Consider the following 21360-nt stretch of genomic DNA (forward strand, 5'->3'; position numbering starts at 1 on the left):
CGGCCGGGTGGCTCTCGCCGGCGTCGACGGCGGCCGCGTCGAGCGCCGCCGCGTCCGCGGCGAGTCCGGCGAGGTGTGCCTCCGCCGTGTCGACCCGGCCACGGGCGGCATTGAGGGCGTTCTGCTGCCGCAGCACCTCGCCGCGCACGGAGGCCAGGCGGCCCGCGGCGGTCTCGGCCTGCCCGGTCAGCTGGGAGAGGTGAAGGTCGTGCTGGGAGACCAGCACGGCCTGGGCGGCGATCTGTTCGTCGAGGGCGTCGAGCCGGCCCCGGGACTTCTCGGTGGCCGCGCGGGCGGCAGCCCAGGTGGATTCGGCCACGTCGATGCGGCTGCGCAGCGCGTCGATCTCGGCGGCGGCATCCGTCAGCATCGCCGTGGTCACCCTGGGGCCGGCGTCCACGGACTCGGCCTGCGAGCCGAGCAGGGCCAGCCGCTGGTTGGCGAGGGTGTAGAGGCCGCGCAGGCGCTCCTGCACGGATTCCAGGCCGAAGTTCGTGCGCCGGGCCTGGTCGACGGCGTCGCCGATCTGCTCGTGCTCGAGTCGGCGCAGGCGCCGCTGCCGGGTCTCGAGCTGTTCGGTCAGCACGAGTCGTTCGGCGTGCCGCTCGCTCTCGGTGCGGCCGTGCGCGTCGAGCGCGATACGCAGCGTGACCACGTCGTCGGCCAGGAGCCGGGCCCGGGCGTCGCGGGCGACGGCGGCGATGGTCTGCGCCTCGCGGGCGATGTCGGCCTGGCGTCCGAGCGGTTTGAGCTGCCGACGGATCTCCCCGGCCAGGTCGCTGAGCCGGGTGAGGTTGGCCTGCATGCCGTCGAGCTTGCGGAGGGTCTTCTCCTTGCGCCGACGGTGCTTGAGAATGCCGGCGGCCTCCTCGATGAACCCGCGGCGCTCCTCGGGGCTGGCACGCAGCACGGCGTCGAGCTGCCCCTGCCCCACGATCACGTGCATCTCCCGGCCGAGGCCGGAGTCGCTGAGCAGCTCCTGCACGTCGAGCAGGCGGCAGGTGCGCCCGTTGATCGCATACTCACTCGCGCCGTTGCGAAAGAGGGTGCGGGAGATGGTGACCTCGGTGTAGTCGATCGGCAGCGCGCCATCCGTGTTGTCGATGGTCAGCGTCACGGCAGCCCGCCCGAGCGGGCCCTTGGTGGACGTGCCGGCGAAAATGACGTCTTCCATCTTGCCGCCGCGAAGGGTCTTCGCGCCCTGCTCGCCCATCACCCAGGCGAGTGCGTCGACGACGTTGGACTTGCCCGAGCCGTTGGGCCCGACCACACAGGTGACGCCGGGTTCGAAGGCGAACGTGGTGGGGTGGGCGAAGGATTTGAAGCCTTTGAGGGTGAGGCTCTTCAGATACACGGTTTCGCCCCCTTTCGTCGCTGACTCGGGTCGCGGCCGCCCGGCGCGCCGCCCCCAGCAACGGTACCGGATACAGCCGCCACCGCCCGGTAGGCGCGGTCCCCGGCGGTAGGCGCGGTCCCCGACGAATTTGACGGGGATTTTGCCGATGTGAAGCGGAGACGGATGTCTCGGGCCGGGTTTGAGCAAAATCTCGGCTCTCCTGCTTCATCCGTCGAATTGGTTCGGGGCTGGGGCCGAGCCCGGGCGGCAGGGCAGCGCTACGCTGGCCGATCATGGGGACCTTCAGCTTCGAGATCGACGAACTCGCCATTCCCGCCGCGCCGCACGCTCCCGGCTGGGCCGATTTCGAGGCGGCGAACGGGGTGCGCAACACGGTCGAGGCCGAGGCGAACGGCACCACCGACCTGGAGCTGACCGCCGAGGAGCTCCTGCCGGGCTGGCTCAAGCAGGCGTGGGAGCCCAAGCGCCTCTTCGTGGCCCGGTCCAAGGGACGCATTGTCGGGCGCGGTCACTACGAGACTCTTTCGGAGGATTCCGCCGAGCACGCGTGGTTGGCCGTGGAAGTGCTTCCCGAGTACCGACGGCGAGGCATCGGCTCAGCCCTCACTGCCCGGCTCGAGGCGATCGCGCACTCCGAGGGCCGCAGCGTGCAGATCGTCTACGCTCCATCACCGACAGCGCCGGGTGAGCGCCTCCACTCCCCCACCGGGTTCGGTTCGGTTCCGCTCGGCAACCCCGAGGTTCGGTTCCTTCAGGGCCGCGGCTACCTCCTCGAGCAGGTCGTGCGCGCAGCCGGCTTACCCTGCCAGTGGATCCCACGCAGCTCCGCCGCCTGCGCGACGCCGCCGCCGGATATGCGGGTCCGGACTATTCAGTGCTGCAGTGGGTCGATCGCACCCCGCCGGAATGGGTGCCCGATCTGGCGGTGCTCTACACGCGCATGAGTACGGATGCCCCGAGCGCCGGCCTGGCCGAACCGGAGCAGCTCTGGACGCCCGAGCGTGTCATGCAGAAGGAGCAGAAGGCTGCCGCCGGCAGGCGCACGGCGCTGACCTCGGCGGTGCTGCATGGCCCGAGCGGCCACCTCGTGGGATTCACCGAGCTGGAGGTGCCGGTGGAGTCCCGCCGCGCGGTCAGTCAGGAGGACACGCTGGTGCTGCGCGAGCACCGCGGCCGCCGGTTGGGGATGCTGCTGAAGGTGGCAAACCTCGAGGCGGTCGCGCATGCGCCGCGCGAGTCTGACGACCTGGCTACTGTTCAGCGTCGACGCCTCGACGAGAAGCAGGGTCAGGGCTTCGGTGAGCTTGTCGGCGGTGACCGCACGGGCGATCGCCGCCTGCCAGGGCACCCTCGCAGCGAACTCCGCAACCTCGGCGGCATCAGCTCCTCGGGCGAAGTTTCGTATTCGTGTTCAATAGACAGTTTTCCCGCGGTCGGCGATCCTCAGCGCAGCCGTTGGCAGCGCGGGCAGAGGTGTGAACTGCGGTTCATGAACTGCTGCCGCACGAGCAGTGTGCCGCAGCGGGGGCACGGCAGACCCTGCCGGCCGTAGGCGTTGAGGCTGTGCGAAAAATACCCGGACTGACCATTCACGTTCACGTATTGCGCATCGAAACTGGTGCCGCCCTCGGCCAGGGCCCGGTTCAGGATGCTGCGGACCGCGCCGAGCAGCGCCCGCCCGTGCGCGGGTGACAGGGAGTCTGCCGGCTGCTCGTAGTGCACCCGGGCCTCGAAGAGGGCCTCGTCGGCGTAGATGTTCCCGATGCCGCTGATCAGAGTCTGGTCGAGCAGGGCGCGCTTGATCCCGGTCTTCTTGCGGGCCAGGGCAGCCAGGAGGAGCGGCGCCGAGAAGCCCGGATCCAGCGGGTCGCGCGCGATGTGCGCCACCTGCGACGGGATCAGCCCCGACCAGTCCAGGCCTGACCCGGCCAGCCCGTCCGCCCCGGTCGCGCCGCCTGCGAGCCCGGAGTACCCGGCCGTCAGCCCGTCGCGGGTGGGCTGCATCGAGTCCACGGCCATACCGCCGAAGATGCGCTGGTCGACGAAGTTGACCCACAGCTCGCCGTGTTCCGGGTGCTCGATCTGCAAACGGATGCGCAGGTGCCGGTCCGTGTCCGATCCAGGGCTGCGCAGCAGCACCTGACCACTCATTCCGAGGTGCACGACCAGGGCGCGCCCGGAATCCAGCGGCAGCCAGAGGAACTTACCCCGGCGGACGGCGGCGAGCGCAACCCGGCTCTGCAACAGGTCGGCGAACTGCCCGCTCGCGGAGTCATGGCGACGCAGGGATCGTGGCTCGAAGACCTCGACGCCGGCGATCACGGCGCCGGTTACGGCCGGCGCCAGGCCGGCGCGAACGACCTCCACTTCAGGAAGTTCGGGCATGCGAGCCTTTCAGCGACACGGCCTGACAGCAGCTCAGGGAGTGCTGAGGCGCGTCCAGGCGTCGAGCGCGGCGGCCATCTCGGCGTGCTTCTTGCTCGTGCCCTCGCCGACCGCACTGACGTCACCCACCGTGACGGTGGCGATGAAGATCTTGGAGTGATCGGGTCCGCTTTCCGCGATGGAATACACGGGAACCCCGGTTCCCAGGCGAGCCGCGGCTTCCTGCAGGCTCGTCTTGGGGTCCATGGACACTCCGAAGTGCCCTGGGTCACGGAGGAGCGGCTCGATCAGGCGCAGGACGAGCGCCGTCGCCGTCTCTCCGCCGGAGTCGAGGTAGACCGCTCCGATGAGCGCCTCGACGGTGTCGGCGAGGATCGACGACTTGTCGCGCCCGTTGGTAAGGATCTCGCCGCGGCCGAGGCGAACGTACTCACCCAAGCCGATGCCGCGCGCGATGCCCGCCAGGGCAACGCTCGACACCAGACTGGCCCGGCGCTTGGCAAGGTCACCCTCGTCGAGCTGCGGGTACTCCCGATAGAGCATGACCGTCACGGCCTGCCCCAGGATCGAGTCACCGAGAAATTCGAGGCGCTCATTGTTGGGTATGCCGCCGTGCTCGTACGCGTACGAGCGGTGGGTGAGAGAGAGCTCAAGCAAGGCCGGGTCGATCTGCACGCCGAGCGTCGTCAGCAAAGACGAGACCTCGGGTTCGACGCTCACGAGTGCTGACTCAGGGAGTGCCCGCGAGGCAGATGCCGACAAACACTGATGCCGCGACTCGACGGACCAGGTCCCTGAATCGGGGCTCCCAGCATCCGTCGGCGCGGCATCAGACGTTCGAGCACAACGAGACTAAACGTCGGCGACCTTGCGGCCCTTGTATTCCATGAACAGCGCCGTGCCGGCGGCGTCGGTGACGACCTTGGCGCGGTGCGGCAGGCTGTAGACAACTTTGCCGTTTTCCATGGTCTTGACCAGGGTGGGAGCCTCGGCCTTCCAGCAGGAACGACGTGAACGGGTGTTGGAGCGTGATTGCTTGCGCTTCGGGACTGCCATGACTACTTCTCTTCTCTATCCGTTTCAGCCTGGATGTCTTCATCCGTGCCGCTGCTTTCGGAAGCTTGGAATTCCATGAGCGCGGCCCACCGGGGATCGCGCTTTTCTTCGGGTAGGAACTCAGGGGCCTCGGCAAGCCGTTCACCGGTCTCGGGGTCGAGACCTGGGCAATCCGGCCGGCAAACCGGCTGGAACGGCAGTGACAACACCACCGCATCCCTGATCAGAGGTTCAAGATCCACGTGGTCATCTTGAACTTCACTTTCATAAGCTTCGTCTAGAGAGTACGCGAAAAGCTCGTGAAACTCGACCTGGACCGGCAATTCGACGTCGATGAGGCATCTGCCGCACTCTCCGGCGGCTATTCCGGACACCTGGGCCGACACGAGGATGCCCTCGTGCAGGGTTTCGAGGCGCAGGTTCGCGATCACGGTGGAGCCGGCCTTCACGGCGACCAAGCTCTCGCCGAGGTCTCCCGGCACGACGATTTCGAGGTGCCGTTCGTGCATGGTGCCCGGGCGGTTGATCAGGTCGCGCACATCGACCTTGTACGGGGTCTTCTTGAATCTACTCACGAGGAAAGATTCTACGCGTTCACGGCTGGGCGTCCGATTCGTCGATCGGCGGGGCGCCAGAGCGATGCCGGCAGCAGCGTCGCCCGCACCCGCAGGCGCCGGCCCGACACCGAATGGATGCCGCGGAGCACCACGTCGAGGTCGGCCACGCGTTCCGCCGCCCGCGCGGACTGCGCGTCGTCACCCGGTCGCCCGAAGTGGCTGCGCTCCGCTCCCACGAGGAGCCGGTCGAGGGCCTCGGCCGGGGCTCCCCCGCCCGGACCGGCGCCCTCCGTGACGCTCTCGGCGCCGCCTACCGAGCCGATGAAAACCCGTAGCCGGGCGGCGAGCTCGCGCGGCGTCTCGGTCTCCCGCACGAAGACGCCATGGTCCACCGCCGTGTCGCTGACCTCACGCCACGCCTCCACGGCCCCGCTCTGCCCCGACAGAAGGCCCCGGCGCCGCAGCATCCGCCGAATCACCCGGAGGAGGGCCGGCAGCAGGAGCAGCGCGAGCGTCCCGAGGACGAGCAGGCCGAGACGGATGATGCCGCCGCGCGAGTCCGCGGGCGAAGAAGCGTCGGCCTGGGCGTCAGCGGCGTTCTGGCCGCCGAGGTCCTCGGGGCGCGGCGCGTCCGACGGACCGGCCTGGCCGGAATCAGTCAGCGGCACGGTGACGGCATCGTCTTGCGTGTAGGCAGGCACGGCGCCGCGGCCGGGCGTGGGCTCGAAGGGCACCCAGCCGACGCCCTCGAAGTAGACCTCCGTCCACGCGTGCAGGTCGTGGGTGTCGACGCTGTACCGGCCGACCCCGGCGACAGAACCCGACGCGGACAGCGACCCGGGTTGGTAGCCGATCGCGATCCGGGACGGGATGCCGATCGATCGGGCCATCGCCGCCATCGCCGAGGAGAAGTGCACGCAGTACCCCGTCTTCACCTCGAGGAAGGTGCTGACGACGTCAATGCCGCCACCGTCATAGCCGGCCTCGACGGGAGCCTCGGTGTCGTAAGCGAAGTCGCTGCCGCGCAGGTAGTCCTGCAGTGCCCGCGCGGCCTCGTACGCGCTCGTGGTGCCGGCGGTGACCTCACGCGCGGTGTCGCCGATCAGGGCCGGAGTCTCGGCCGGCAGCCTCAGGCTGCGCCGGATCTCCGCCGGATAGGCACCCTCGGCTTCCCGCAACTGCTCCGCCGTCGGCTCCAGCGTGAGCGCGGTGACGGTGTATTCCTGGCCGCGGGTCGTGTCGCCGGGGCTCGTGATGGACCCGGTCGCCTCGTTCCAGTACCAGGCGCCGAGCAGGCCGGTCACCGAGCGGGGCGGCGCAGGGGTCGGCAGCCACCGGGCGGCCAGGTTGTCGATGCCGATGGTCGTGATCGTCTCGCTCGTCTTGATATCGGGTGAGAACCCCGGCGGCAGGTCGATGTCGTCGACGGCGTTCGCGCGACTCCCGGGCGCCTCCCCGGCGGTCCAGTTGCGGCCCGAGAGTTCATCGAGTGTCAGCAACCGAAGGTAGGGCGGCCGAGTCGCCGTGGTGCGGAAGTGCAGCACCGGTTCGGCGTCCGGCCGACGCAGGTCCTGACCGAGGTTGATCATGGGGCTGACACCGTTGGAGAACAGCAGGCTGCTGCCCGGGCGCACACCGCTGAGGCTGCCCCCAGGCAAAACGGGCGTCGCGACGCTGACCACGATTGCCGCCACGATCGCGAGGCTGCCCACGACGACCGCTCCCCCGAAGGAGTCGGGCACGTGGCGCCGCCTGGGCGCGACCGTGCCGGGCCCCGCTACGGCCGACGGGCCGGGCAGGCTGCCGGCCCGGCGCATCCGGATCTCGACGTGGAGGAGCAGGAGGTAGGCGGCGGCCGTGAGTACGAGGGCCTCGAGGTTGGCCTCGTAGCCGAGGGCAAGCCCCGGCACGAGCAGCGGCACCAGAACGGGCAGTCCGGCGAGCGCGGGCACCCGCAGGAGGACCGCGAGCGTGTCGATCAGGATCGCGATCACGCCGGCGCCGGCGCTGAGCAGGAACAGGATGCCGGCGGTCGCCTCGGCCGGCGTCGATTGCTGCTCGATGGAGACCGCCCCGGAAAGCGCCAAATCGCGGAACCGGTCGATCGTCTCCCCGGTCGGGATCAGCCAGAGCCAGCCGCTTCCGGCGCCGAAGAGCAGCGTCAGGACGGCCACAAGAACCCCGAATCCGGCGAGCGGCCCGAGGAAGACGGGCAGCCCGGCGCGGCGGAGTGCGGCAGAACCGAGCAGGACGCCGGCGGCCGTGAACGTCATCAGCCACCACCAGCCCGTGTCCTCGAGCAGCGGCCCGAGGCCGGCGTCGGCCACGACCAACAGCAATAGGAGTGCGAACGCGAGGGGCCACTGCGCCCGCTTGAGTCGGTCCGCCCGGGCGGAGGGATCGTGCCGGGTGGTGCGAGTGCCCTGGTCGGGAGCAGCCTGGTCGGGAGCGACCCGGTCAGACGGCGTCATTCAGGGGCCTCCTCGCGCCGATCAAGTCCTCCCAGGCACGGGGGATGTCCCGGGCCTGGTGCACGGGGATGCAGCGCCAGCCGGCCTCGCGCAGCCGGCACACGGCATCCGTTCGAACCGTGGGCAGCACGAACGCCACCGCGGGGCGGCTCTGGGACACGAGGTCGGCGAGCTCGGTCAGATCCCGGTCGTCGACGGCGACGAGCACCGCGAAGGTCGGCAGCAGCCCGCCGGGCACCACGAGCGTGCTGAGTTTCGCGGCGGTCCCGGACTCGGGCGTACCAGGTTGGACGGCCAGGGGTCCGGGCTTCGCTGCGGGGCCGCCGAACGTGTACGTCTGTTCTGCTGCGTCCTCGGCGGGCTCCGCCGGGTCGGGCGGGTCCGCCGGCTCGACCCCGGCCAGCCCTTCGAGCAGCAGCGCGATTCCGCCCGGCGGCAGGAAGACGGTGGGAGGGTCGCCGCGCAGGCCGCCGTGGCCGCCGGGTCGCCCCGGGGTAGCGTTCGCCTGACCCGGGCTCGCCAGCCTGCCGGACGAACCCGAGCTGGGGTCGGACAGGCTGGGGTCGGACAGGCTCGGGTCGGACAGGCTCGGTCCGGACAGGCTCGGTCCCAGCGCAACCAGGTCGAGCCGGTAGCCGGCCGCCAGCAGGTGCACCCCCACGGATGCCGCGAGCTCGACGGCCACCTCGAACGCCTGCTCGAGGCGCGGCCCGCCGAGATCGGTGCCGCTGTCGGCACCGGCACCCGTGTCGGCACCGACGACGGTCGGGCGGCCGCGGCGGCCGCGCAGCGCGGTGTCAAGCACGAGTCGGACTCCGGGGTTGCTCTGCTCCTCCTCCTGCCGCACCATGATCGCGCCCAGGCGGGCCGTGGCCGGCCAGTTCACGCGGCGCAGCGGGTCGCCCGGCCGGTACTCGCGCGCGATCAAGGGGTCTGCGTTGTGGTTCAGGTGCCGGAGCCGCTCCGGCACGTCGCCGTCGTTCAGGGTGCCGGTGAGGCCCCGACCGGCCAGGGCGGTCACCCGGGGCGTCACCGCCAGGTCGTGCGGCTCCCCCACGGCCCACTCGCCCGAGGCAAGGCCGAAAGGATCCGAACGCCCGATCAGCACCGGGCCCGTTGCGTAGAGACCCCGCCGGGGCAAGCTGAACCGGTACTCGAACCTCACACTGTCTGCACCGGTGTCCAGGCCGCCCTCATAGCGGTCGAGGGCCGGTAGCGGCGTTCCGGCCGGCACGGTCAGTCCGACGTCGCCGGCGTCCCGCCCCCGCACGGTGTCCCGCAGATGCAGGCCCGCCAGGGGCCGGGAGGAAAGGTTCCGCACCCCGAGCCCCACGACGACCTCGCCGCCGGCCGGCACGACCGGTGGGCGCAGCATCCGGGTGACGCGCAGGCGCACCGGATGGATCGAGACGTACCCGAGGGCGGCGACGGGGATGGCCAGGAGGACACCGGCGATGAACAGAAGGTCGCGCTGGTTCGTCAGCAGGGCGAGCAGCAGAAGGCCGGCTCCCACGGCGAGGAACATCCCGCCTCGAAGGGTGAGCCGAGGAATCCGGACGCGCCGCTGCTTCGCCGGCATGGCGTCAGGGATGCCCGGTGGCACCGACGGGAACGGGGGTGGCCGCCACGATCCGGCGAACGATGTCGTCGACCACCGGGCCGCTGTCCTGATGGTGGCCGAGCACCCGGCTGCTCGCCACGAGGCGGTGCCCGAGCACGGCGACGGCGAGGGAGTCGATGTCGTCGGGCAGCACATAGTCCCGGCCGTGCAGCGCCGCCTGGGCCTTGGCCGCCCGGATCAGCTGCAGTGTGGCACGGGGGCTGGCGCCCAGGCGCAGGTCGCGGTCGTCGCGGGTGGCCCGCACCAGGCTGACCGTGTACTCCTTCACCGCGGGAGAGGCGAACACCCGCTGCACGGCCGTCATCATTCCGCGCAGCTGGGCGCCGGAGACGACCGACTCGATGCCGGCCAGCGGGCTCGACGTGTCGCGGGCATCCAGCATCATCAGCTCGGACTCGGTGTCGGGGTACCCCATCGAGATGCGTGCCATGAACCGGTCCCGCTGGGCCTCGGGAAGCGCATAGGTGCCCTCCATCTCGATCGGGTTCTGCGTGGCCACGACCGTGAAGGGCAGCGGCAGCAGGTAGGTGGAGCCGTCGACGGTGACCTGGCGTTCCTCCATGCATTCCAGCAGCGCGGACTGGGTCTTCGGGCTCGCCCGGTTGATCTCGTCCCCGATCACGATGTTCGCGAAGATGGCGCCAGGCTTGAACTCGAATCGGCGGTCCACCTGGTTGAACACCGACACGCCCGTCACGTCGGAGGGCAGCAGGTCGGGGGTGAACTGGACGCGGCTGACCGTGCAGTGCACGGACTTGGCCAGCGCCTTGGCCAGCATGGTCTTGCCGACGCCGGGAACGTCCTCGATCAGAAGGTGCCCCTGGGCCAGCAGCACCGTGAGAGCCGTCGTGACGGCCGTGTGCTTGCCGTCGATGACGGTTTCCACATTGCGGATGATCGCACGCGCCGCAGCCTGGACGGCCGCAAGGTCCATCAGGGTCTCGTCGTCCGTGTCGGTGACAGGGCCGCCCGCGTTCCCGGTGAGCGCCGGAACGGAAACCGAGCGCACGGGCGACGTATTCACACGCGTGTCTTCTGCAGGAATGCCGCCACGGCCGGCGGCACGTAGGGGGTGATATCGCCGCCGAGGGCGGCGACCTGGCGCACCAGGGAACTGGACACGTGGGCGTTGGCCGGGTCGGGCAGCAGGAAGATCGTTTCCACGGCGGCGAGGTTGCGGTTCACGATCGCCATCGGGGTCTCGTAGGCCACGTCCACCTGTGAGCGGATGCCCTTGATCAGCACGCCTGCGCCGACCTCCATACAGTAATCGACGAGCAGCCCCATGCCCCAGGAGGCCACCACGATGTTGCCCGGCAGCCCGGCGTCCAGGATGGACCGCTGCAGCAGGGAAACCCGCTGGCTGATCGGCAGCAGAGCCGTCTTGCCGGGGTTGTGCACGACGAGCACGTGCAGTTCGTCGAAGAGACCGGCCGCCCGTTCAATCACGTCGAGATGACCCCGCGTGACGGGGTCGAATGAACCGGGGACGACGGCGATCCTGCGCATAGCGATCACCCTAGCCCCAGTGCGTGAACGGTGCCTGAGCGCGCTCCGATCCTGCTGTCAGGACTTGGTGAGCGAGGCCCGCTCCGCGTCGTCGAGGCGCCGCCGCACCGCCTCCCGAAGCGCCGGGACCGATTCGAGGTGCGGGTCGTGTTCGCTCAGGCGCTGCGCATAGCCCCTGGCCTCCCCGATCAGGTCGCCGTCGGTCGCCACCCTCAGCAGGCGTAGTGAAGAGCGGCCCCCGGACTGGTTGCTGCCGAGCACATCGCCCTCCCGGCGCAGCTCCAGGTCGACCTGGGCCAACTCGAACCCGTCGAGGGTGGCAGCGACAGCCTCGACTCGCTCGCGCGCGATGGTTTCGGCCTCCGCGCTCGTGACCAGGAGACAGAGCCCCGGCACGCCGCCGCGGCCCACCCGGCCGCGCAGCTGGTGCAGTTGCGAGACGCCGAACCGGTCGGCGTCCAGCACCACCATGGCGGAGGCGTTCGGCACGTCGACGCCGACCTCGATGACGGTCGTCGCCACGAGCACGTCGATCTCACCGGCCGCGAACGCGCGCATGGCCACGTCTTTCTCGTCGCTGGTCATGCGCCCGTGCAGCGGTTCGATGCGGGCGGAGGCCAGGGCCGGGTTACCACGCAGTTCGGCGAGCACCATCTCGACGGATGCCGGCGCTGCCGCCTCGGGATCGACCTCCGCGCTCTCCTCGAGCTGTTTCGGGGCGATGGCCGGGCACACCACGAAACCCTGGCGGCCCTGGGCGAGCTCCTCCGCCAACCGGGTCCACACCCGGGTGACCCAGCCGGGCTTCTCGAACACAGGCACGACGAAGGTCTCGATGCCCTGTCGCCCCTCCGGCAGCTCCGCGATCGTGCTCACGTCGAGGTCGCCGAACACGGTCATGGCCACGGTGCGCGGGATCGGGGTGGCGGTGAGCACCAGCACGTGCGGCGGCACGGCTCCCTTCAGCCGCAACGCCTCGCGCTGCTCCACGCCGAACCGGTGCTGCTCGTCGACGACGACCAGTCCGAGGTCGAAAAACGTGACCTTGTCGCCGAGCAGCGCATGCGTGCCGATCACGATCTTGGCTTGTCCGGACACCACTCGGAGCAGCGCCTTGCGGCGCTCCGCCACCGGCAGCTGCCCGGTGAGCAGGGTGGGCATCAACGTGCCCGCCAGCTCGGGGCCGAGCGACCGCACAATCGTGCGCAGGTGCTGGGCCGCCAGAACCTCGGTGGGAGCGAGGAAAGCCGATTGGCCGCCCGTGTCGGCGACGGTGAGCATGGCCCGCAGGGCCACGACGGTCTTGCCGGAGCCGACCTCGCCCTGCAGCAGCCGGTTCATCGGGTGGGTCTCGATAAGGTCGGCGGAGATCTCCATGGCCACGCCCCGCTGGTCCGCGGTGAGGCTGAAGGGCAGGCCGGCATCGAAGCGCTCGAGCAGGCCGCCGGACGACGCCACGCGCGGGGTGGAGCGCTGCTGCCGGGCGGTGAGCCGCTGCTGCACCAGGGCGCTCTGCAGAACGAAGGCCTCGGTGAACCGCAGGGTGTCCCTGGCGCGGCGCCAGTCCGCATCGGTTTCCGGGCGGTGGATCAGCTCGAAGGCCCGGCCCTGCGGCAACAGCCCGCGCTCGGCGCGCAGCTCCGGCGGGATCGGGTCGGGCACCGGGCCCACGCTGTCCAGCAGGATCGCGATGGACTGCGCGACCTGCCAGCTGGCCACGGTGTTGGTGGACGGGTAGATCGCGACGGGCTGCTCGATCCAGAGTTTGGCGGCCGCGGCATCCGTGGGCATCTCGGGTTCGTCGTCGGCGCCGGGGCCGAAGAGCTTGTAGGTCGGGTGCGTGAGCTGCAGGTGGCCCCGGTAGTCGGTGACCTTGCCCGCGAACATTCCGCGCATGCCGGGTTGGAGCTGCCTGGCCCGCCAGGACTGGTTGAACCAGGTGAGACTGAGGATGCCGCGGCCGTCGGAGATCTTCACCTCGACGATCGACCCCTTTCGGGCTTTCATCGGGCGTTCCTCGACCGAGCGGATCTCCGCCACAATGGTCACGTTCTCGTCGAGTGGCAGCAGGCTGATCGACGAGAGCTCGCCGCGGCGGGCGTAGCGGCGCGGGTAGTGGCTGAGCAGATCGCCCACGGTGTGCGAGCCGAAGGCCTTGCCCAGGGCGACGGCCGTTTTGCCGCCGACCACGGTGGCCAGCTTGCTGTCCAGGGTCACCGGGGCGAGAGTCTCCCCAGCCTCCGAATCGGTCATGTCTCGATCGTAGGCGGCACGTGCGACATGCGGCACCGGGTCGGCGCGGGCGCGCCGCGACCTCGGCCGCCGACGGGCGATAAACTCGACGGGTTATGACGCGAATCGTCGCCGGGTTTGCCGGTTCCCTGCCCCTGGCGGTGCCCAAGACCGGCACCCGCCCCACGAGCGACCGCGTGCGGGAGGCGATCTTCTCCGCCCTCGACGCGCGCGACATCATCCGGGGCGCTCGGGTTCTCGATCTGTACGCCGGGTCGGGCGGGCTCGGCCTGGAGGCGGCCAGCCGGGGAGCGCGCATCGTGACCCTGGTCGAGAATAACTTTGGCGCCGCGCAGATGTGCCGCAAGAACACCGAGGCCGTGCTGCGGGCGGCACCGGGGCGGGGCGCCCCGAAGATCAAGGTGAGCAGCCAGTCCGTGCAGTCGTTCCTCGCGGCCACCGGCGATGGATTCGACCTGGTCTTCATCGACCCGCCCTACGACCTGGCCGAGACCGAGCTCGGCCACAACCTTGCCGCCCTAGCGCCGCTGCTCGACGTGGACGCACTCGTCATCGTGGAGCGCAGTTCCCGCTCCCCCGAACCGGTCTGGGGAGCGGGCCTCGCATCCGACCGGCGCAAGGACTACGGCGACACGACCGTCTGGTACGCCTCCCCCGTTCTGCCCGCCGCCTGAGTCGCTCTCAGGCGACGGCGCCGTCCCAGCCGCGATAGGGGTCCCAGCCGGCCTGGTCATGGGGGCGGCCGTCCACCAGGACCGAGCCTGCGGCATCCGTCACCACGCCGACGACGCGGAAGCCGGCGGGCAGCACGGCGCCCGGCGGGAAAGTGGCCAGCAGGCCATGGTCCTCGCCGCCGCCGAGGGAACGCTCGACATTCTCGCCGAGGGCCGACCGGGCGAAGTCGATGCCCACGCTGCTGGCCCGGGCGAGGCGCCCGGCGTCGATGGCGAGTCCGTCGGACACGTCCAGCATCGCGGTCGCGCCGGCGCCGGCGGCGGCCGGACCTCGGTCGATGGGCGGCACCGGTGCGAGCTGCGCGGCGACCGCCTCGGGATGCTGCGCCCGCAACGCGTCCGCCAGCGCGGCATCCGGAACACCGTTTTCGTCCACGGCGAGACGGAAGAGCAGGTCCAGGCCTCGGGCGGCCTCACCGAGGCGCCCGGCCAGGACCACGACGTCGCCTGGCCGCGCCCCGGAGCGCAGCACGGGCTCGCGTCCCTCGAGGTCGCCGAAGGCTGTCACAGCGAGCGTGAGGGCGTCGGACGCGGACAGGTCGCCGCCGACGACGCCGCAGCCCGGGGCCAGCGCCTCGCAGCAGTCCCGCAACCCGTCGGCGATGCCCTCGATCACCGAGATCGGCGTCGATGGCGGGGCGGCGATCGCCACCACCAGTGCGGTGGGACGGGCCCCCATGGCGGCGACGTCGGACAGGTTCGTCGCGGCGGCCTTCCAGCCGAGGTCGTGCGGGGACGACCAGGCGAGCCGGAAATCCGGACCCTGGATCATCATGTCGGTGGTGACAACGTAGCGCCCGTCCGGCGCCCGCATCACGGCGGCGTCGTCGCCGGGGCCGAGGAGCTGAGCCGCGGAGCCCGGCAGTCGCGGGAAGATTCGGGCGAGAACCTCCCCTTCGCTCAGGTCGGCCAGCGTCGCACTCGTGGGGACCATCGCGCCCGCAGCATTCGTCATGCTTCAAACGGTAGCCTGAATGCAATGACTCCCCGCATCCGCTTCCTCCGCACCGGCCTCGCGCTCACGCTCGTCGCTGGTACCGTGCTCCTCACCGGCTGCACGGCGATCGTGCCGCTGGAACCGGCCGCGGATGCCGTCAATCCCACCTGCGCCGACCTCATCGTTCGCCTTCCGACCTCGGTGGCCTCGCTTCCGGAACGTGAGACGAACGCCCAGGCCACGGGCGCGTGGGGCACCCCGAGCGCGGTCCTGTTGCACTGCGGCGTTGCCGTGCCCGCACCGACGACGCTCCCCTGCCTCACGGTCAACGGCATCGACTGGATCGAAGACGACTCGGATGCCCCGCTCTACCGCTACACCACCTACGGCCGCGACCCGGCAACCGAACTGGTCATCGACTCGGACAAGGTCAGCGGGTCCACGGTGCTCGTTGACCTGGCGCAGGCCGTGGGTAACATCCCCGCGACGGGCCAGTGCCTCGGCGCCGCGGACCTGCTGCTGCCGACCGACGGCGAGACGGTGGCGCCCGCTCCGTAGTCCGCCGCCCTGCCGTCCTGCTGCCCCGAGCCGACAGCCTTAGGAGTTTCGGCCGCACGGGCGGGTGCGGGTGCGGAGTTGTCAAGTGTTACGTCTCATTTCGTTACGCCGCGACGTCTGGGAGCAGCGCCGCCGGCCGGCCCGTAACGTCGCCGGGGAGTCGCCGTCACACGGCGTGCGACCTCTGATGGACGGGGACACGACATGCTTCTCACCGGACTCGGCCTGGGCGTCGCCCTGGGCTTCACCATGCAGCGGGGCAGGTTCTGCGTCACCGGCGCGTTCCGGGACCTGTGGCTCACGGGCAGCACCCGCTGGCTGACGGCCTTTCTGATCGTCATCGCCGTGCAGAGTGTGGGCGTCTTCGCCCTCGACGCTGCCGGAGTGATCACCCTCGACCCCCAGCCCTTCGCCTGGCTGGCCACGATCATCGGTGCGTTCATCTTCGGGTTCGCCATCGTGCTGGCCGGCGGATGCGCCACGGGCACCTACTACCGCGCCGGCGAGGGTCTGGTGGGCAGTTGGTTCGCCCTGATCTTCTACGCCCTCTTCTCCGCCATCTCGAAGACGGGCGCGTTGTCCGCTCCGGTCGCGGCGCTGCGCGGTATCACCGTGGAGGCCTCCACCATCCACGGAGTCCTCGGCATCTCACCGTGGGTGCTGGTCGCGGTGCTCGTCACCGGCGTCGGCCTGCTCGCCCGGCACCACCTGCGGCTGCGGTCGTCCCGGCCGGTCGCGTCGCTCCCGGCCCGCACGAGCGGCATCCGTCATCTCCTGTTCGAGAAGAAATGGGGCGCGTTCACCACCGCCCTGATCATCGCGCCGCTCGCCATCCTCGCCTGGCCGCTCAGCTGGGCAACCGGGCGCGAGTCCGGGCTCGGTATCACCGGGCCGTCCTCGAACATGGTCAACTACCTCGTGCGCGGTGATCCCCAGTTGATCGACTGGGGAGTGTACCTGGTGATCGGCATCCTGCTCGGCTCGTTCATTGCAGCCAAGGGCAGCGGCGAGTTCCGGGTGCGTCTTCCCGATGTCACCACCACCGTCCGCAGCATCCTCGGCGGGGTGCTGATGGGCGTCGGAGCCAGCCTGGCCGGCGGGTGCACCATCGGCAACGGCATGGTCGACACCGCCACCTTCGGCCTCCAGGGCTGGGTGGCGCTGGTGTTCATGATCATCGGCACCGGCGCCGCGACGCGCCTCTTCATCACCGGGTCCGCGCGGGTCGGGGTCTCCCCCGCTCGCGTTCCCGCCAACCAGTAGCAACCCCCTAGCCAACCAGGAGAAAGAAGCCCGACATGGCACAGTACGTACTTGAGACCGACGGTCAGGTCTGCCCGTTCCCGCTCGTGGAGGCCGGAGCCGCAATCGAGAAGCTCGACCTCGGCGACGAGCTCACCATCAACTTCGACTGCACGCAGGCGACGGATGCCCTGCCACGCTGGGCGGCGGAGAGCGGCTACCCGGTCACCCACTTCGATCGCGTTGGAGAAGCCCACTGGACCATCACGGTGCAGAAGGCCTGATCGGAGCGCCGGGCGCGCGGCAGGGCGGCTAGACCGCCAGGTGCAGCGCGGCCGGCGCGGCGCGGCGGGCGATCGCCACCTCGATCAACTCATCAATCAACTGCGGGTAGGTGAAGCCACTGGCCAGCCAGCAGCTCGGGAACATCGAGATGGGGGTGAACCCGGGCATGGTGTTGATCTCGTTGATCACCCAGCCGTCATCGGTGAGAAAGAAGTCCACCCGCGCCAGGCCGGCGCCATCGATCGCGTCGAACGCGCGGATGGCCAGGGCCTGCATCTGGGCGAGTTCCTCGGAGGTGAGGTCGGCCGGGCAGACCAGGTCGATGCCGGACGCACCGAGGTACTTGGCGGCAAAGTCGTAGAAGTCCCGCCCGGTGACCCGAACCTCGCCGGCGACGGATGCCCGCGTCGGCTCGCCAGGACGCCCCTGCAGCACGGCGATCTCGAGTTCGCGTCCGCGCAACCCGGCCTCGATCAGAACCTTGCTGTCCTCGAGCAGAGCAACCCGCATCGCCTCGGCGAGCTGGTCCAGGCTCGACACCCGACTCACGCCCACGCTCGACCCTGCCCGTGCCGGCTTCACGAACACGGGCAGCCCGAGCTCCTCGGCCGCCGCGAACGCCATCCCGGGGGCCTCGACCCAATCGCCGGCGGTGAGGGTACGCCACGGGGCGACCGGGAGGGCAGCCTGCTGGAAGACGGTCTTGGTGAAGTGCTTGTCCATTCCGAGCGCCGACGCGAGCACACCTGAGCCCACGTAGGGCAGCCCGACGAGTTCGAGCAGCCCCTGCACGGTGCCGTCCTCGCCGAACGGGCCGTGCAGGATCGGGAAGACCAGATCGACGTTGCCGAGCGAACGGTAGCCGGCGCCGTCACTGACGGTCAGCTGGCGGCTGAGGCTGCTCTCCGGCCACCGGATGCGGGTGCCGTTGTCGAAGACCTCCGGCAGTTCGGCCGCGTCCAATGTGAACCGGGCCGGGTCATCCGCTTCGAGCACGAAGGCTCCGTCGCGGGTGATGCCGACCGGAATGACGTGGTAGCGGTCGCGGTCAATCGCCGCCAGGACGCCGCCCGCTGTGGCGCAACTGATCGAATGTTCGCTTGACCGACCCCCAAAGAGCAGCGCCACCGTGAGCTTGTTCGTCATCAATCGTCCTTTCGCCCTGCGGCTCCGCTGAGTCCGTGGTTAGGTGCGGGGCGAGATCCCGCGGTTTCAGAGTACCGGCCAGCACCTGGCGGACCTGCTCAACGATGGGCATGTCCACCCCCTTGGCGCGGGCGAGATCGAGAATGGGGCCGACGGACGCAAGACCCTCGGTGGTCTGCTGCATCTGCTTGACGACATCGTTGATGCCGTAGCCCTGGCCGAGGAGCCGGCCGGCGGTGTTGTTGCGCGACAGCGGCGACTGGCAGGTCGCGATCAGGTCGCCCAGGCCGGCCAGGCCAGCCAGCGTCTCCGGATGCGCGCCGTAGGCCACCGCGAAATCGGTCATCTCCACGAGACCGCGGGTGATGATCGACGCCTTCGTGTTCTCCCCGTAGCCGACGCCGTCGACGATGCCGATGGCCACGGCGATGAGGTTCTTCAGCACGCCGCCGAATTCGGTGCCGATGACATCCGTGTTGACGTAGGAGCGGAAGTAGCGGTTGCGGGCCAGCATGGCAACGGCCTGCGCGGTCTCGAGGCTGTTCGAGGAGACCACGGCCGCCGTCGGCTGTTCCTTGGCGATTTCCAGGGCCAGGTTGGGTCCGGAGATCGCCGCGATCAGGTCGGGGTTGATCGGCAGGATCTCGGCGATGATCTGGCTCATGCGCAGGCCGGACCCGCGCTCGACGCCCTTCATCAGCGACACCACGATGGCGCCCGGAGCCAGGAACGGCTCGGCCAGGATCAGGTTCTCGCGCAGCGACTGGCTCGGCACCGATACGAACACCTGCTCGGCGCCGGCGAGGGCCAGGTCGAGCCTCGCGGTGGCCCGCAGGCCCTCCGGCAGGTTGATGCCGGGCAGGTAGTCGCTGTTGCGCCGGGCCTCGGTGATCTCGCGGGCGAGCTCGGGACGGCGGGCCCACAGCACGACGTCGGCCCCGCCGTCGGCCAGGATCTTGGCAAACGTGGTGCCCCAGCTGCCGGCACCGAGAACGGCCACCCGTTTGCCTGGCTGAACCTTAGGCTTCAAAACGTCCGGTCTCTCTCTGATCGTGTTCGGCCGGATTCCAGCGCTTGGACGGCGCCGCCTCACCCCGAAGATCTTCGAGCAACCGGGTGATGGCGGCCATGACGAGCGCGGTGGCCTCGTTGAGCGTCGCCGGGTCGAGGTTGCGGCCCCGGAACTGCGCGAGGTCGAGCGGGTCACCGATCTTGACCAGCACGGTCTTGCGCGGGAACAGGCTCAGCCGCTTCGAGTAGCGCGGCATGATCGCCTGTGCTCCCCAGTGGGCCACCGGCACGATCGGGATACCCTGCTCGAGAGCGATCCGCACGGCGCCGGTCTTGCCACGCATCGGCCAAAGCGCGGGGTCGCGGGTCAGCGACCCCTCCGGGTAGACGACGACCATCTGGCCACGTTCTACCAGTCGCTCGGCCGCCTTCACGGGCTCGCTGCCGCGCACGCTGCCGCCGCGCTGCACCGGGATCTGCCCCGACCTGTGCAGCAGCCACCCGATCACCGGGATTTTGAAGACGGATGCCTTCGCCATGAACCGGGGCGCGCGCCCCAGATTCCAGCTCAGCACCCCCATCAGAACCGGGTCGATCTCGCTGAAGTGGTTGGGCGCCATCACGAACGCTCCCGAACGGGGGAACTTCGCGGCGTCGGTGACCTTGTACCGCACGGTGAGATTGATCACCGGAAGGATCATCATCGCCAGCACCCAGAACACGGATGGCCGTCGGGTCTCCGAACGCTCCCGCCCGGGGTTCACGACGCCACGAGAGATGTGGGTCTGGGGCGTTGGATCGGACACGGACGCTGGATCGGATGCTGGCACAGCCCAATTATCCTTCGAGATCGAAGTCAGCCCCCAACAGTTGAAGCTTGGTGATGAAGTTCTCGTAGCCGCGGCTGATGATTCCGACGTTGCTGACGGTGGAGGTTCCCTTCGCGGTCAGCGCCGCGATCAGGTGGCTGAAGCCACCGCGCAAATCGGGAACCTCGATGTCGGCGCCGGTCAGTTTCGTCGGCCCGGTGATCACGGCTGAATGGTTGAAGTTGCGCTGGCCGAACCGGCAGGGGTGCCCGCCGAGGCATTCCCGGTGGATCTGGATGGTGGCGCCCATCTCGACGAGAGCGTCCACGAAGCCGAAGCGCTGCTCGTAGACGGTCTCGTGCACGATCGAGACGCCGTGCGCGTGGGTCAAGGCGATCACGAGCGGCTGCTGCCAGTCCGTCATGAAGCCGGGGTGCACATCCGTCTCGATGATGACGGGCTTGAGGTCGCCGCCCGGGTGGTAAAACCGGATGCCGTCGTCTTCGATGTCAAACGCCCCGCCGACCTTGCGGAACACGTTCAGGAACGTCAACATCTCGGGCTGGCGCGCGCCGCCGACGAAGATGTCGCCGTCGGTGGCCAGGGCCGCTGCCGCCCAGCTGGCCGCCTCGTTCCGGTCGAACAGGGCGCGGTGGTTGTAGCCCTCGAGACGCTCGACGCCCTCGATCCGAATCACCCGGTCGGTGTCGACCGTGATGATGGCGCCCATCTTCTGCAGGATGTTGATGAGATCCATGATCTCGGGCTCGATCGCCGCGCCCTTGAGCTCGGTGATGCCCTCCGCGCGCACGGCGGTCAGGAGAACCTGCTCGGTCGCGCCGACGCTCGGGTAGGGCAGGGACACCTTGGTGCCCTTGAGCCCGTTGGGCGCGGACATCCGGATGCCGTTGGGCTGCTTCTCGACGACGGCGCCGAACTTGCGCAGCACGTCCAGGTGGTAGTCGATCGGGCGGTCGCCGATGCGGCAGCCACCGAGATCGGGGATGAACGCCTCGCCGAGGCGGTGCAGCAGAGGGCCGCAGAACAGGATCGGGATGCGCGAGGAACCGGCGTGCGCGTCGATCGCCGCGAAATGCGCGCTCTCGACGTCGACCGGGTCGAGCAGCAGTTCGCCGGGCTCGGCGCCGTCGGTGACCTTGACGCCGTGCACTTCGAGCAGCTGGCGCACAATGCGCACGTCGCTGATGTTCGGCACGTTCTTGAGCGTGCTGGGGCTCTCCCCGAGAAGGGCCGCGACCATGGCCTTGGTGACCAGGTTCTTCGCGCCTTTCAGTTCGATCCGGCCGACCAGGGGGATGCCGCCGCGGATGGTGATCCGGTCGCCCTGCAGCCCGACGGCCGCGCCCCAGTTCTGGGCGTTCTCGCGGTTCTGCGCGTCCGACCGGTTCTGGTCGTCTTCACGGTCCTG

General features: G+C 69.8%; 21 protein-coding genes. 6 read left to right on the forward strand and 15 right to left on the reverse strand.

Annotation, left to right across the window (positions count from 1 at the left end; genetic code table 11):
• Positions 1-1354: chromosome segregation SMC family protein (locus E3O62_RS16270; RefSeq protein ID WP_166786523.1), on the reverse strand; the 1354-nt coding region annotated here is incomplete at its 3' end.
• 275 nt (positions 1355-1629) lie between these two features.
• Between E3O62_RS16270 and E3O62_RS16275 the strand changes: the two genes are divergently transcribed.
• The gene (locus E3O62_RS16275; RefSeq protein WP_134399281.1) at positions 1630-2301 is read left to right on the forward strand and encodes a GNAT family N-acetyltransferase; all 672 of its coding nucleotides are present in this window, start codon (positions 1630-1632) and stop codon (positions 2299-2301) included.
• Complete coding sequence (locus E3O62_RS16280; protein WP_134399283.1) at positions 2232-2909, forward strand: hypothetical protein; 678 nt, start codon at positions 2232-2234, stop codon at positions 2907-2909. Before E3O62_RS16275 ends, E3O62_RS16280 begins: the two co-directional genes overlap by 70 nt.
• Here E3O62_RS16280 and E3O62_RS16285 read toward each other — a convergent pair.
• The 9 genes from E3O62_RS16285 to E3O62_RS16325 all read right to left on the reverse strand — a co-directional run bounded on the left by E3O62_RS16285 (position 2801) and on the right by E3O62_RS16325 (position 13209).
• A complete protein-coding gene (locus tag E3O62_RS16285; protein ID WP_134394158.1) occupies positions 2801-3742 on the reverse strand; it encodes an Fpg/Nei family DNA glycosylase in 942 nt (313 codons plus the stop codon). The genes E3O62_RS16280 and E3O62_RS16285 overlap by 109 nt on opposite strands.
• A 33-nt stretch (positions 3743-3775) precedes the next feature.
• Positions 3776-4462 carry a ribonuclease III gene (gene rnc, locus E3O62_RS16290; protein ID WP_134394159.1) on the reverse strand — a complete coding sequence of 229 codons (687 nt, stop codon included), beginning with the start codon at positions 4460-4462 and terminating at the stop codon, positions 3776-3778.
• 132 nt (positions 4463-4594) lie between these two features.
• Positions 4595-4798, reverse strand: a complete 204-nt coding sequence (rpmF, locus tag E3O62_RS16295; RefSeq protein WP_066596228.1) for a 50S ribosomal protein L32 — start codon at positions 4796-4798, stop codon at positions 4595-4597.
• A gap of 2 nt (positions 4799-4800) precedes the next feature.
• Positions 4801-5373: a DUF177 domain-containing protein gene (locus E3O62_RS16300; protein ID WP_104171681.1), complete on the reverse strand. Its 573-nt coding sequence runs from the start codon at positions 5371-5373 to the stop codon at positions 4801-4803.
• Between the two features lie 11 nt (positions 5374-5384).
• The gene (locus E3O62_RS16305) at positions 5385-7826 is read right to left on the reverse strand and encodes a DUF3488 and transglutaminase-like domain-containing protein (RefSeq protein ID WP_134399285.1); all 2442 of its coding nucleotides are present in this window, start codon (positions 7824-7826) and stop codon (positions 5385-5387) included.
• Positions 7813-9351: a DUF58 domain-containing protein gene (locus E3O62_RS16310; RefSeq protein ID WP_166786524.1), complete on the reverse strand. Its 1539-nt coding sequence runs from the start codon at positions 9349-9351 to the stop codon at positions 7813-7815. The genes E3O62_RS16305 and E3O62_RS16310 overlap by 14 nt, the downstream gene beginning before the upstream one ends.
• Before the next feature lie 58 nt (positions 9352-9409).
• Entirely contained in the window at positions 9410-10381 is a 972-nt protein-coding gene (locus E3O62_RS16315; RefSeq protein ID WP_134399300.1) for a MoxR family ATPase, read from the reverse strand.
• Positions 10382-10467: 86 nt separating this feature from the next.
• A complete protein-coding gene (gene coaD / locus E3O62_RS16320; protein WP_134399289.1) occupies positions 10468-10956 on the reverse strand; it encodes a pantetheine-phosphate adenylyltransferase in 489 nt (162 codons plus the stop codon).
• A gap of 57 nt (positions 10957-11013) precedes the next feature.
• On the reverse strand, positions 11014-13209 hold the full coding sequence (locus tag E3O62_RS16325) for an ATP-dependent DNA helicase RecG (protein ID WP_134399291.1): 2196 nt from the start codon (positions 13207-13209) through the stop codon (positions 11014-11016).
• 95 nt (positions 13210-13304) lie between these two features.
• On the opposite strand from E3O62_RS16325, the gene E3O62_RS16330 reads away from it, so the two are divergent.
• On the forward strand, positions 13305-13883 hold the full coding sequence (locus E3O62_RS16330) for an RsmD family RNA methyltransferase (protein WP_134394165.1): 579 nt from the start codon (positions 13305-13307) through the stop codon (positions 13881-13883).
• Between the two features lie 7 nt (positions 13884-13890).
• Here the strand turns inward: E3O62_RS16330 and thiL are convergent, their stop codons facing one another.
• Entirely contained in the window at positions 13891-14898 is a 1008-nt protein-coding gene (gene thiL, locus E3O62_RS16335) for a thiamine-phosphate kinase (protein WP_241973558.1), read from the reverse strand.
• A 24-nt stretch (positions 14899-14922) separates the two neighbouring features.
• On the opposite strand from thiL, the gene E3O62_RS16340 reads away from it, so the two are divergent.
• From E3O62_RS16340 to E3O62_RS16350, 3 genes are all read left to right on the forward strand, one after another.
• A complete protein-coding gene (locus E3O62_RS16340) occupies positions 14923-15438 on the forward strand; it encodes a DUF3515 family protein (protein WP_134394166.1) in 516 nt (171 codons plus the stop codon).
• Positions 15439-15642: 204 nt separating this feature from the next.
• The gene (locus E3O62_RS16345) at positions 15643-16701 is read left to right on the forward strand and encodes a YeeE/YedE family protein (RefSeq protein ID WP_134394167.1); all 1059 of its coding nucleotides are present in this window, start codon (positions 15643-15645) and stop codon (positions 16699-16701) included.
• A gap of 35 nt (positions 16702-16736) precedes the next feature.
• Positions 16737-16964, forward strand: a complete 228-nt coding sequence (locus E3O62_RS16350; RefSeq protein ID WP_134394168.1) for a sulfurtransferase TusA family protein — start codon at positions 16737-16739, stop codon at positions 16962-16964.
• A gap of 28 nt (positions 16965-16992) precedes the next feature.
• On the opposite strand, the gene E3O62_RS16355 is transcribed toward E3O62_RS16350, so the two are convergent.
• The 4 genes from E3O62_RS16355 to murA all read right to left on the reverse strand — a co-directional run bounded on the left by E3O62_RS16355 (position 16993) and on the right by murA (position 21282).
• Complete coding sequence (locus tag E3O62_RS16355) at positions 16993-18111, reverse strand: D-alanine--D-alanine ligase family protein (protein ID WP_134399293.1); 1119 nt, start codon at positions 18109-18111, stop codon at positions 16993-16995.
• Positions 18014-19111, reverse strand: coding sequence for an NAD(P)H-dependent glycerol-3-phosphate dehydrogenase (locus E3O62_RS16360; protein ID WP_104103030.1), 1098 nt, complete (start codon positions 19109-19111; stop codon positions 18014-18016). The genes E3O62_RS16355 and E3O62_RS16360 overlap by 98 nt, the downstream gene beginning before the upstream one ends.
• 19 nt (positions 19112-19130) lie before the next feature.
• Positions 19131-19826 carry a 1-acyl-sn-glycerol-3-phosphate acyltransferase gene (locus tag E3O62_RS16365; RefSeq protein WP_241973561.1) on the reverse strand — a complete coding sequence of 232 codons (696 nt, stop codon included), beginning with the start codon at positions 19824-19826 and terminating at the stop codon, positions 19131-19133.
• Between the two features lie 133 nt (positions 19827-19959).
• Entirely contained in the window at positions 19960-21282 is a 1323-nt protein-coding gene (gene murA / locus E3O62_RS16370) for a UDP-N-acetylglucosamine 1-carboxyvinyltransferase (protein ID WP_233194190.1), read from the reverse strand.
• Positions 21283-21360 lie beyond the last annotated feature (78 nt).

The sequence above is a fragment of the Cryobacterium sp. TMT2-15-1 genome (assembly GCF_004402345.1).
Taxonomy (GTDB): Bacteria; Actinomycetota; Actinomycetes; order Actinomycetales; family Microbacteriaceae; genus Cryobacterium; species Cryobacterium sandaracinum.